This window comes from Streptomyces sp. NPDC020681 (assembly GCF_044334895.1).
Taxonomy (GTDB): Bacteria; Actinomycetota; Actinomycetes; order Streptomycetales; family Streptomycetaceae; genus Streptomyces.
Map to the genome: position 1 here is coordinate 1 of NZ_JBIRTX010000003.1, position 12,839 is coordinate 12,839.

7 protein-coding genes are annotated in these 12,839 nt (G+C 69.5%); 3 read left to right on the forward strand and 4 right to left on the reverse strand.

Features of this window, described 5'->3' with window-relative positions:
• Positions 1-69 precede the first annotated feature (69 nt).
• Both ACH4YL_RS07200 and ACH4YL_RS07205 read left to right on the forward strand, forming a co-directional pair.
• Positions 70-1,707, forward strand: a complete 1,638-nt coding sequence (locus ACH4YL_RS07200; protein WP_398505641.1) for an AAA domain-containing protein — start codon at positions 70-72, stop codon at positions 1,705-1,707.
• A 33-nt stretch (positions 1,708-1,740) separates the two neighbouring features.
• The gene (locus ACH4YL_RS07205; protein WP_398505643.1) at positions 1,741-3,564 is read left to right on the forward strand and encodes a hypothetical protein; all 1,824 of its coding nucleotides are present in this window, start codon (positions 1,741-1,743) and stop codon (positions 3,562-3,564) included.
• Positions 3,565-3,639: 75 nt separating this feature from the next.
• Here ACH4YL_RS07205 and ACH4YL_RS07210 read toward each other — a convergent pair whose 3' ends face one another.
• From ACH4YL_RS07210 to ACH4YL_RS07225, 4 genes are all read right to left on the reverse strand, one after another.
• A complete protein-coding gene (locus tag ACH4YL_RS07210; protein WP_398505645.1) occupies positions 3,640-4,818 on the reverse strand; it encodes a S8 family peptidase in 1,179 nt (392 codons plus the stop codon).
• Between the two features lie 258 nt (positions 4,819-5,076).
• Positions 5,077-6,414 (reverse strand): hypothetical protein, encoded by a 1,338-nt coding sequence (locus tag ACH4YL_RS07215; protein WP_398505647.1) that lies wholly within the window; start codon positions 6,412-6,414, stop codon positions 5,077-5,079.
• Between the two features lie 111 nt (positions 6,415-6,525).
• Positions 6,526-9,624: a glycoside hydrolase family 3 protein gene (locus ACH4YL_RS07220; protein WP_398505648.1), complete on the reverse strand. Its 3,099-nt coding sequence runs from the start codon at positions 9,622-9,624 to the stop codon at positions 6,526-6,528.
• Positions 9,625-9,711: 87 nt separating this feature from the next.
• The gene (locus ACH4YL_RS07225; RefSeq protein ID WP_398505649.1) at positions 9,712-10,692 is read right to left on the reverse strand and encodes a LacI family DNA-binding transcriptional regulator; all 981 of its coding nucleotides are present in this window, start codon (positions 10,690-10,692) and stop codon (positions 9,712-9,714) included.
• A 253-nt stretch (positions 10,693-10,945) separates the two neighbouring features.
• On the opposite strand from ACH4YL_RS07225, the gene ACH4YL_RS07230 reads away from it, so the two are divergent.
• Complete coding sequence (locus ACH4YL_RS07230; protein WP_398505651.1) at positions 10,946-12,817, forward strand: RICIN domain-containing protein; 1,872 nt, start codon at positions 10,946-10,948, stop codon at positions 12,815-12,817.
• Positions 12,818-12,839: the final 22 nt, after the last annotated feature.

The window sequence follows — 12,839 nt, forward strand, 5'->3', positions numbered from 1 at the left end:
TGCATCAACGACACAGAACGCTCATGGTGACGCTCATCGCGGACACAGAAGAGAGGGGCTCAGGACCCGTTGATAACGCCCGGCACCGGCAAGACCCATATGGTCGCCTGGCTGCTGCGCGAGATCTTGGAGGAGGACCCGGTCGCCCAGGTCCTCATCACGGCCCAGGCGCATCCCGCTGTGGATGTGCTGCGCGCCAAGGTCGAACAGGAGGCGTTCAAGGACATCCCCGAAGCGCGCAGACCTCTGGCCATCCGGCTGCGGCGAGCCAACTCCGAGCAGTCCGACCACTTGGTGCAGGACGAGCCCGGGTCGGAGCAGCAGGTGACCAAGTCCCTGCTCGAGAACACGATCGGGCAGCTGGAAGCAGCGGCCGGGCGCCTGGAACGCTCGGGCGTCCAGGCCGACTGGCTGGAGATCTGCCGGGCCATGCTCAAGGATCTCAACACCAAAGATGCCTCCTCCGCCAAGGAGTTCAGGGAGCTGGTCAAGCGCAGTGCCAGCATCACCTACAGCACCACCGGTGACGGTGATCTTGCCGCTCTCGCCGACGAGGTCACCTACGACTGGGCGATCGTCGAGGAGGCCGGCAAGGCCCACGGCTTCGAACTCGCCCTCCCTCTCTGTCTGGGCCACCGCTGGCTGCTGATCGGCGACCCGAAGCAGCTTCCGCCGTACCGCATCGAGGACTACCAGAAGGCCGTGTCGGAGCTCGACGCGACCGTCGCATCCCTCGAAGGGCTGGAGGGAGTCGGAAATCTGCTCGACACCGAGCTGCTCCATTCCTGGCGGGTAAGGACCGAGGAGCAGCGTAGGGAGTTCGGCGAGTACTGCAAGAAGTGGTTGAAGCTCTTCGAGCAGGTGCACAGCCTCTGCGCGTTCCACGAGCACGACGAGGGACTGCTCACCGGCCAGCACCGCATGCATCCCGACATCGGAGAACTGGTCTCGGGCGTCTACTACAAGGGCAGACTGAAGCACTACACCCGCGACGAGAGCACCAAGGTGCCGCACGCGGACATTCTGCATCGCCTCGCGGAACCGGGAGAGCTCAAGGACAAGGCAGTGGTGTGGCTGGATCTCGACCCGGCCGCAGTCGATCCGCGGGCGGCGGAGAACGCGGTGCCCAAGTACCGCAACCCGGCCGAGGCCCACGCCTTGGAGAGGTTCCTGCGCTCGCTGCGGGCGGCCCCCGATCGGCGGCTGAATCTCGCCGTGCTCTCTCCTTACGCCCAGCAGGTGGGGTACCTGCGCGAGAAGCTCAACACTCCTCACCTGCGGGAGGCGCTGGGCGAGGCCGGACTCACGCTCGCCCCGGATCCGCGCCGTTCCCGGCTGGAGGGACCGGACGCGCGCAGAGACGGGTTCTTCACCGTCGACTCATTCCAGGGGAATCAGGCACAGATCATCGCAGTGAGCCTGGTCCGCAACAACACCGAGGTGGCAGGCAAGGGCTTGGGCTTCCTCGTCGAGGCTCCTCGGATGAACGTCCTGATCTCCCGCGCCGAACTCCTGTTGGTCCTGGTCGGCTCGTGGGACTTCTTCCGCGACCAGGTGAGCCATGTGTCGCGGAAGCCGGAGGAGGAGACAAAGCTCCAGCACCTCGCCTTTGCCGTGGACCAGTTGGAGGCGTGGTTCGACGAAGGCCGGGCCGTTCGCATCCGGGGGGACCTGAAGGGATTCGACGCCCCGTTCCGCCTCGCGTGAGCACCATCGACCGACCAGGAAGAGACGCCTCCGATGATGATTCGCGTGCTGCTGCCGCTGAACATGTACAACGTCACCTACGAACTCGCCCATGGCCGCCCCTACAGCAAGCTGGAGGAGCTGCTTCTGCGAGCGGTGAACGACGCCCAGGGACCCGCCGGTCGCACCTTCCGTGATCTGCGCGAGGTGTTCAAGGTCCACGACCGCCTGCTGACCGAAGGGCTCGTCACCCTCATCCAGGAAGGGTGGGTCGCGATGGTGCAGCATGAGCAGGAGATGCGCTATCTCGTCACCGAGGAGGGCCGGCTGACGATCTCCTCCGGGCGCAGGCCCAGCAATCTGAGGGTCCGCACGAGCCGCGCGAACATCGTCCGCGAGAGGCTGACCGGACAGCTCGCCCGGTCCAGTGACCTGTCACTGATCACCAGCCAGGCCCTGCGCCGGGCAACGAACCGACTGGCCTGGTCGGAGGCGCTCAGGCCCAGGATGATCCGCTCGGCGATCAACGGCGGCGAAACCGAGCGGCTGCTCCCCCGCTCGGACCAGCGCCAGGAATGGATTCGCTGGATCGACTCCGTAGCCCGGGTGAACACGGACCTGTACTACCTCCCGGTCCGGGTCGACCTGGACAAGTCCGAGGTCATCGGACTGCCGCACCGATGGCAGCACCTGACCAAAATGATCCTGGAGGAGGTCGCGGAACGGCACGACGACCTCGCGAACGACGCCGACTTCCAGCGCGAGCTGAGCGAGCTGATGCGCAACTCGGCCGCCCGCAACGGACGCCGGGAGGCCGCCGACGCCCCCGCGTCCGGCCGCACCAGGCCGTATGCGGAAGCACCCGTGTCGTGTCGGGACATCGCGCTGACGACCGCGGAGAGTCGGCGGCTGGTTGACCAGGTCCTCGCCAGGTCGTCCGGCAACGTCCTCATTGTCGCGGGCCGACTCGACCGTGAGGGGGCCATCGCCGCCCGAGATCTGCTTGTCGGCCTGCGAGACCGGGGCGTGAACGTGGATCTGCTGTGGTCCTGCGAGGAAACCGAGAGCCTGACCAAGGAAGTGCTCGACGTTCTGGGCGCGGCAAGAGGGGGTGCCGCCAAAGTCGGCAAGGTGACCTTCAACCGGACACCGGCGCACGCCGCAGCCGACCTCGTCCTCGCGTCGACAGAGACCGGCCCTGTGGCTGTCGTGGGCTCCGGCCTGCTGAGCATTCCGGCCGACGGCGACAGCCTGAGCCCTGCCGCTCGCTTCAGTGACCCGGGGGTCCTGGGCGCACTGGCCCGGCTGTGTGCGGGCTGGTGGGAGGAGATCCCCGGTGACGAGGGCACACTGCCTGCCCATCGCTGGAAGCACCTCGCGGAGCGATGGGTCGGCGAGGCAGCAGTCGCCAGAAGTGCCGCCCCCGTCCCGGCGTTCGCGGAATCCGACGGTTGCGGGGCCGGCGAGTGCACGGGGCTGGTCGCTCTGCTGATCGGCCCCCAGCAGGCCAGCGTCCGCAGAGAACTCGCAGCCGAGGAGGGTCGGCGCTATCTGGTCGCCGACGCCGGCACCGCCGCTGAGGGTCTGGCGGCGCGGGCCAGCGAGGATCTCCCCGCCGGCGTCGGCCGACTCTACCGAGCCGTGGGCGGCCGGGAGGGCTGGCGGTTTCTGCGCCGCCCCGGGGACACCTGGAAGGTGGGTGACGCGTCACGGCTCTCGCCGCCCTCACCCCTGCACCGCGTGGCGGCAGTGGACGATCAGTGGCTCATCGAATACGCCGACGCCCGCAACCCCGCCCTCTCCTTCTGCATCACCGGACATGTCGCGGTGCGAGCCTGGGAGCGAACATCTCGGGGGCCTGCCCCCGAGACCCCCTGAGCGCGCCCGCCACTCCACTCCCCCAAGAACCGGAGCGGCGGGCGCTCAGTCATGCCCGCTCAGTCGTGGCCGGGCTCAGAGTGCGTCGGTGTAGAGAAGCAGGTTCGGCGAACCCGGGCTGACGCCGGTCAGCTCGTCCGTGGTGCCCTGGGTGGTGAGCCAGCTCGCGACCTGGTCCGCGGTCGCTGCCGGGGTGCTTGCCTTGTAGAGGAGAGCGGCGCCGGCCACGTGCGGAGAAGCCATGGACGTGCCGCTCAGGGCGACACTGCCACCGCCGAGCTGAGCCGAGACGATGTTGGTGCCGGGGGCGTAGATCTCCAGGCACTGGCCGTAGTTGGAGAAGTCGGCCTCCGCGTCCTGGGGTGTGCTCGCGCCGACCGTGTACACGCCGTTCGCGCCGGCCGGCGAGAAGTCGCACGCGTCCGCCGCCGAGTTGCCGGCGGCGACGACCGGCAGGACACCCGATGCCGCGAGGAAGTCGGCCGCGGCGTCCACGGAGGCGGACTGCCCGCCGCCGAGTGAGGCGTTGAGCACGGCAGGCTGCACCGCGTTCTCGGCCACCCATTCGAGACCGGCGATGACTCCCGAGTTGGTGCCCGAGCCCTCGCAGTTCAGGACCCGGACGCTCACCAGCCTGGCCTCGCGCGCGACGCCGTAGGTCGCGCCGCCGACGGTGCCTGCGACATGGGTGCCGTGGCCCTGGCAGTCCTGGCCGCGCCGCCCGTCCCGGATGGCGTCGAAGCCGTACAGGGCGCGCCCGCCGAACTCGGCGTTCGGGAAGTCGATGCCAGTGTCGAGGATGTACGCGGTGGCGCCCCTGCCGGTGCCGGTCACCGTGAACTGGCCGTCGAGCGGCAGTTCGCGCTGGTCGATCCGGTCGAGGCCCCAGGAGGCGGCCGCGGCGCGGGGCTCGAGGTCCGCCATGGTGACCTCCGCGTCCTCCTCCACGGAGGCCACGCCGGCCGTCCCGCGCACCGACTTCAGCTGAGCCGCGGTGAGCGGTGCGGCGAAGCCGCGCATCACGGACTTGTAGGAGTACTGCGGCTTCAGCCCGAGCTTGCGCACCATCTCGGCGGAGTCGGCGCCGGCGTCGAGCTTCACGATGTAGCGGCCCTTGACGGCCTTGGCCGCCTTGTACAGCGGAGCGGGAGTGCGAGCGGAGGGCTCGGCGGAGGCGGACAGCGGTCCGGCGGTCACCAGGAGAGCGGTGATGGCGGCGGCCGCGCAGGCTCTGAGCCTTGTACGGTTCGTCATGATCGGGAGATAAACACTATTGGCCGACCATGATCAATAACCGACGGTAGCGATTCGCCACTTTCCGTAGCTAATTCGAAACGCACCCCCGCGGCTCCCGACCGGGCTCCGCCCGACTCCCGCCCCCGGCCTTACCGCGTGCGGCGGGCATGTCGAGGAATGCGAGCGGCGGCGGGTGCTGACGCACGCTCAGCTCCTGATGGTCAGCTCTCCGCTCCCGCCCGGGAGTTCGTCCCGTCCGGCCGATCTTGCCGGGCCCTAGAAGCCGCCGCCTCCGTCGAAGCCGCCACCGCCGCCGAAGTCTCCGCCGCCCCAGCCTCCGCCGCCGAAGTCGGAGGAGTCGAAGTCCGCGCCGGAGTAGTCGCCGCCGCTGAACTCACCGCCGCCGTAGTCCGCCGCGTACGCCGGAGTGGAGAGCATGCTGCCGAGCAGCGTGCCCGCCAGCAGGCCAGGGAGGATGCCGCCGCCGAAGTAGCCGCCGGCCCAGGGGCCGTACGCCGGTCCGGCCTCCCAGTACGGACGGCGGCCGTACTCCGTGTCGACCGTGCGGGCCATCGGGTCCTGGCCGTCGTCGAGTCGGGCCGCGTCGGCGGCGCATACCGGCACCTCGCGGGCCGTGCCGCCCGACGGGGTCCAGGTCATGTCGGTGGCCGACGGACCGTGGCGCGGGTCGAAGAAGCACGGGGAGCGGCGCTCCGGCACGGGACTGCCCGTGCGGCGGGCGTCGAGGACCGCCAGCGAGTACCGGCCGTCCTCGATGGCCTGGGTCACTCCGCGTACGTCCGCGGGATGTTCGGCCGCGCCCATCTTCGACTTGGCGTTGTCGTACGAGTCGAGTGCGCGCTCGTAGTCGGCGCGCATGACGTCGTCCGCGCCCTTCTCCGACGGGTGGAAGTCCAGGCGGTCGAGCTCCTCGCCGAAGGCCGTGATGTCCTCGTCGACGACGACACGGAGCTTGTCGAGGGCCGCCCGCTCCTCCTCTGCCTTCCTGCGGCGGTTGCGCCGGACCACGGTCAACGCGGTCGCGCCGCCGGCCACGGCGATCGCACCGACCGCGATCAGCCCTGCCGTGCTCACGTCGCCTTCGTCACCCGAGGTGGTCCCCCAGGAGGCGGGCGCGCTGCCACGGATCTGCGGCAGGGCCTGGTCGACGAAGTTGTTGAGCTGCGTCTCGGCGTCGACGCCGGCCGGCGTCTTGACCGCGGTCACCAGGTTCTGTACGGCCTGGCTGGACATGACGCTACTGTCGGCGCCCGCGTTGAAGCCGTCGCCGAGGCGGACGGCGTACAGGCCGGTGACGCCGGTCTCGGTACGGACGTTCTGCAGGACCGTGTCCGGCGGGAACTCCGGGCCGGTGGGCAGGACGGCCACGAAGAGCGGCTTGTCCGCGTCCTTGATCTTCTGCGCGAGAGCGTCGGCGTCGGCCTGGGAGAGCTGCGCCCGGGCACGCGGGTCGACATAGACCGGGCCGTCCTTGAGGGCCTCGGCCACGGTTTCCGGGCCGGTGGCCGCGTGCGCCCCCGGGGCGGCCGCGAGGGCGGTCGCGGAGAGAGCGAGCAGCAGACCGGACAGTGCAGTGAACAGCCTGGTCTTCATACCCTCGACGCTACCTGAACCCGTACGAATTCGGACAAGCGTCGGGTTGCGGTTTTCGCCGTGGCTCCGCCCCGGACCCGGTGAGGCCCGGGGCGGAGCCACGGCTACGGATCAGGCCAGCCGGTACGCCGCGGTCAGCTTCGCCACCGCCCCCGTCAGGTCACCCGTCAGCAGCAGGTGGTCCGCGTCGGCGAACGGCTTCGCGGACGCCTCCGTGATGTGACCGGCCATCTTCTGCTGGGCGATCGCACGAGCCTGGGACACCAGCTCCCGCGCCTCCGGCGATCCCGCACGTCCCGTCGCCTCGAGCAGCTTCGCCACGAGGGCGATCGCCTTGAGCGTGAGTTCACCGCCGGCCGGCTGCTTCTTCAGCGTGGTCAGGCCCCAGCCGTACGGATACTGCGGGTCGTACGCCTTGTCGCCGACGTTGATCGGCAGCTGGTCCACCGACTTCGGCCAGGTGACCGGGAGCTGCCCGGTGAAGCCGCGCTTGCCGTAGAGGACGTCGGCGACGCCGTCGCCCTCGGTGCCCGGCAGCCAGGACGCGACGAGCGCGTCGATGTCGCCGAGGCGGTCGCCGATGAGCTGCGGGCGCCCGGAGACGATCAGCACCGCGCACTTCATCGCGGCGCAGACCTTGTCGACCGCCGCCTTGTCCGCGGCGCTCAGCTCCAGGTCGTGGCCGTTGCCGACATCGCCGATGCCTTCCGCGTACGGCGTCTCGCCGACCACGACCACGCCGACGTCATGGCCGTCCGTGGGCGCGGACGCGTCCTTGGAGTAGGTGAGGGCAGCGTCCGGCGCGGCCTTCTTCATGCCCTCCAGGACCGTCGTGCCGGTGGTGATCTTCCCGGACGAGCCCTGCCAGCTGATGGTCCAGCCACCGGCCTGGTTGCCGAGGTCGTCGGCGTTGGACCCGGCGACGTACACCTTCTGTGACGGCTTCAGCGGCAGTACCGCGCCGTCGTTCTTCAGCAGGACCTGGGACTTGGCCGCGGCCTCGCGGGCGACGGCGCGGTGTTCGGCCGAGCCGACCTTGCCGAGGTTGGCGGTGTCGGCGTACGGCTTCTCGAACAGGCCCAGCGCGAACTTCTGCGTCAGGATGCGAGAGACCGCGTCATTGATCCGTGCCTCGGAGATGCGGCCTGCCGTGACCTCGTCCCGCAGCGTCTTGTGGAAGTCCGGGTAGGCAGTCGGAACCATGATCATGTCGAGTCCGGCGTTGACCGACGTACGGACGTCGCTCGGGTAGTCGCCGGGAATCTGGTCGATCGCCTGCCAGTCGCTGATGACGAAGCCCTTGAAGCCCATGCGGTCCTTGAGGACGCCGTTGATCGTCTCCGCGGACGCGTGCATCTTCACCGGGCCCTGCTCGTCGCCGAGGATGTCCAGCGAGGAGTACGACGGCATGACCGTGCCGGTGCCGCGCCTGACCGCCTCGGCGAACGGCGCGAGGTGCACCGCCTCCAGCTCCTGCCGGGTGACCTTGGTGATCCCCTGGTCGATCGTGTACGAGCCGGTGGTGGACGAGCCGAACTCCGTGCCGCCGTCGCCGACGAAGTGCTTGGCGGTGGCCAGCACCTTGTCGTTGCGGTCGAGGTCCTTGCCGGACGGCGAGCCCTGCATGCCCTTGATCACCGTCTCCATGGCGGTGACCAGGGCCGGGTCTTCGCCGTAGGCCTCGTAGGAGCGGCCCCAGCGGTCGTCGCGGGTGACACACAGGCAGGGCGCGAAGTCCCACGGAATGCCGGTGGCGCGCACTTCCTTCGCCGTCACCGCGCCGGTCTTCTCGGCGACGGCCGGGTCACGGGTGGCCCCGATGCCGATGTTGTGCGGCATGATCGTCGACCCGATGACGTTGTTGTGGCCGTGGACCGCGTCCACGCCGTAGATCAGCGGGATCTGGAACCGGGTTGCCTGGGCGCGCAGTTGATAGGCGTCAACCATCTTCGCCCACGCCTCGGGCGCGTTCGGGGTGGGCACGGAGCCGCCGCCGGAGAGCAGCGAGCCGAGGTCGTACGTCGCGATGTCGCCCTGGGACTTGAGCGCGTTGCGCTCGGCCTGGGTCATCTGGCCGGCCTTCTCGGCGAGCGTCATCCGGGACAGGAGGTCGGCGACGCGCTTCTTCACCGGGAGACGGGAGTTGAGATACGGCAGGCCGTGGGCGTCCACGACGACCTGCGGGGTCTCGGCCGGGGCCTTGGCTCCGGTCACGGTCAGCTTGAGAGGGATGGTCTCGGCGGACTCGGCCGCGCTGTCCTTCTTCGTGGCGACGGCGACGGTCTCGGAGGCGCCGGAGGCGGAGCCTGCCGGGAAAGTGACGGTGCCGGAGACCGGGACGTAGTCCTGGCCGGCTTCGGCAGTGCCGCCCTCGGTCGTGTACGCGACGGTGACGGGCTCGTCGATCGGTCCCGATCCGGTGGTGGCGACGGAGATCTTCAGCCGCGCGGTGCCGCCTTCGTCGACCGGATACACGGCCGCGTCGGTGATGACCTTCGCCGTCAGCGCCGGGTCGGCCTTGCCGTACAGCTCGACGCCGTCCATGGCGAACTTCCCGGGCGCGCCGGGCGGGAGGGTGAGCGCGTAGCCCCACATCTCGTTGAGGCCGAGGATCTGGTCGATGCCGCCGACCGGCTGGTAGTCGGCGCGGTAGACGAAGTCGGCGAAGGGGATCTCGACGAGGTGCCAGCCCTCCCAGTCGTCGGTGAAGGAGGTGGTCCACAGCTCGGAGGCCTCGCCGTTGGCACCGCCGTCCTTGAGCTCGAAGTTGATCCGCTTGCCGGATCCGGGCGGCAGGGGCGCGGTGTTCTGCCCGTACCACCAGAAGCGGATGCCCTTGTGGGCGGTCCAGTTGTGCGCCGGCCGGTCGAAGGCGAAGTCGTGGGTGAAGCCGCCCCAGCCGCTGATGTCGTAGGCCCCTTCGAGGACCTTGGCGCCTTCAGGGGCGTCGGCGCGCTCCTTGAGCTCCAGCTTGGGCTGGTCGTCGGCGTCGCTGCCCCAGGTGAAGATTCCCTCGGCCGGGGGATTGGCGAACGGGATCTCGCCCTCGAAGCGGTCGACGGCGACGGGCGCGGGATCGTCGGCGGATTCCGCAGCGGTGCCGGGCGCCGCTCCGGCGAGCAGCCCGCCGACGACGGCGGCCGCGGCGAGCAGGGCGGTGCCGGCTCTGCCTCTGAATCTGGTTCTGGTGCCTGTGCGGGGGCGTTGCATGACGGCTCCTTCGGTGCGGGTGATCACATACGGGACCGATGAGGTGCAGTTTTCTGTGGGCTTCGCCCAGGCCCGGGTGGGCCTCCGTCACGGCCCGGGGGCCGACTCCCGGACGATCAACTCCGTGGGCAGGACCACCGGTTCGTCCGGGGCCGGGGTGCCCGCCAGGTGCGCGAGCAGCATCGACGCCGCCCGTTCGCCCATCCCCCGCATCGGCTGGCGGACCGTCGTCAGCGGCGGTTCGGTGTGCTCGGCCATCGGGATGTCGTCGAAGCCGACCACCGCGATGTCGTCCGGCACCCTCCTGCCCGCCGCCCGCAGCGCACGCAGCGCGCCCGCAGCGCTGAGGTCGTTGTGGGCGAAGACCGAGTCGAACGGTTGGCCCGACGCGAGGGCCCGGTCGACCGCGAGCCGGCCCGACGCCTCCGTGAAGTCGCCCTGGGCGATCAGACCGGTCGGCAGGACGTCGAGGAATCCGTCCAGCCGGTCCCGTACGCAGCCGAAGTCGCGGCGGCCCGTGATGATCAGCGGGCGGCTGCGGCCGGCCGCCAGCAGATGGCGGGCCGCGGACGCCGCGCCTTCGCGGTTGGTCGTGGCGACCGAAGGAAACTCCGGATGGTGGCCGCGGTCGTCGATCAGCACGACCGGCAGCCCGGCCCGGTGCATCGCGGTGATCGTGTCGAGTGTGTTGTCCGGTTCGACGACGAGCAGTCCGTCGAAGGCGCGGGCCGAGACCTGGCTCGTGAAGTGCTCCACGGACTCGGCGCCGCGGTTGCAGGTGAAGAGCAGCAGTCCGTATCCGGCGGCCTCGACGGTGTCGACGGCTCCTTGGAGGACCTCACCCATCCACGGCCAGGTGAGCGGTGGCGTCAGCATGCCGACCGTGCGGCTGTTGCCGCGGGCCAGGCCGACCGCTCCCCGGCTGGGTACATAGCCGAGGTCTGCGATCACTTCACGAACGCGGGCGGCCGTGGAGACGTCGACCTCGGCCTTGGTGTTCAGCACCCGGGACACGGTGGTCTTGCTGACCCCCGCCTCACGTGCGACGTCGGCGATCGTGACACGCATTCGGCGGCCTCCGCGTCGAGGACTGGTACCGGCTGGAACCGGTGCCGGAACCGGTACCGGAGTGCGCGGTGAGTCAATCGGTGTCCCGTGCTGCCGTCAAGACTTCACACAGAGATCGCCCGAATCCCAAGTTCCTGGCGGATGAACGGTGTTGTGCGTTCAGTTCCTGAATGCTCAACCTCTTGACGGCCGTGGCCAACAGCAGTTCACTCACGCCTCGTCCCCCACATCTGAGCCAGAGAGGCCCCAGCCCATGGCGCGACGTACGAGAACGATCAGGATTCTGCTCGCATCCGCCCTGGCCGCGGCCGGTCTCACCGGTCTGTCGGCCGGCTCCGCGCAGGCCGCGGGCGAGCAGGTGAACGTCTGGCTGACCACGACCAGCGACGCCGGCGGCCGCACTGTCACCCGCGGACTTCAGCAGCAGACGCCCGTCAACTTCCAGCCGGGCAACGGCGGCAGCGGCGCGAACATCACCGTCGACGAGAACACCCGCTTCCAGACCTTCACCGGCGGCGGCGCCTCCTTCACCGACACCGCGGCCTGGCTGATGAAGGGCAGCGGCGCGCTCACCCAGGCGACCCGCGACGAGACGATGAAGCAGCTCTTCTCGCCGACCGAGGGCATCGGCCTCTCCTACGTGCGCAATCCGATGGGCGGCTCCGACCTGGCCCGCTTCGGCTACACGTACAACGATCTGCCGGCCGGTCAGACCGACCCGTCACTCTCGAAGTTCTCCGTCGCACACGATCTCGCCGATGTGCTGCCGCTGACGAAGCAGGCCGAGCAGCTCAACCCGGCGCTCACGCTGGTCGCCTCGCCATGGACCGCGCCGGCCTGGATGAAGGACAGCGGACAGCTGAACGGCGGCTGGCTGAAGGCCGAGAACTACGGCACCTACGCCAACTACTTCGTGAAATACCTCCAGGCGTGGCGCGACCAGGGCGTCCCGGTCGACTACGTCACCGCGCAGAACGAGCCCACCTGCTGCGACAGTTACCCGTCGATGAGCTGGAACGCATCGGGACTCGCCTTCTTCACCAAGAGCGAGCTGCTGCCCAAGCTCCAGTCCGCGGGCCTGCCGACGAAGGTCCTCGCGCACGACTGGAACTGGGACACCTACGACGCGTACGCCGCACAGACGGTGAACGACGCGGCGGTGCGCAGCCATCCCAACTTCGGCGGCATCGCCTGGCACGGCTACGGCGGCAACGTCTCCAAGCAGACGGAAATCCACAACCAGTATCCGCAGCTGGACGCCTTCCAGACCGAGCACTCCGGCGGCACCTGGATCGCCAACCAGCAGCGCGAGGACATGATGAACATCATCGACTACACCCGTAACTGGGCGAAGTCGGTGACCAAGTGGTCGCTGGCCGTCGACCAGAACCGCGGTCCGCACAACGGCGGCTGCGGCGTCTGCGACGGGCTGATCACCGTGCACAACGGCGACGGACGGCACGGCCAGGTGGACTACACGATCGAGTACTACACGATGGGCCATCTGACCAAGTTCGTGAAGCCGGGCGCGCACCGGATCGCCTCGACGGCGAGCACCGCGGTGCCGAATGTGGCCTGGCGCAACCCGGACGGCTCGAAGGCGCTGATCGCGTACAACGACTCGTCGTCCGCGCAGAGCGTCACGGTCAACTGGGGCGGCCAGCATGCCACCTACTCGCTGCCCGGCAAGACGTCGGCGACCTTCACCTGGTCGGGCACGCAGTCCGGCGGCTCCGAGTCCGCCGGCTCGCTCGTCGGGCTGGCCGGCAAGTGCCTCGATGTGGCCGGCGGCTCCAGCGCCGACGGAACGGCCGTCCAGCTGTGGGACTGCAACGGCTCGGCCGCCCAGCGCTGGACGGTCCGTTCGGACGGCACCGTCCAGGCGCTCGGCAAGTGCCTGGACGTGACCTCGGCATCGACCTCGAACGGCGCGAAGGTGCAGCTGTACGGATGCAATGGTTCCGGGGCCCAGCAGTGGCGCCACGAATCGTCCACCGGCGATCTGGTGAACGTCCCGGCCGACAAGTGCCTGGATGTCTCCGACAACTCGTCCGCGAACGGCGCCCGGGCGCAGATCTGGTCCTGCACCGGAGCCGCCAACCAGAAGTGGCGGCTCCAGCCCTGACCCAGCCCTGGCCCCCTGACCC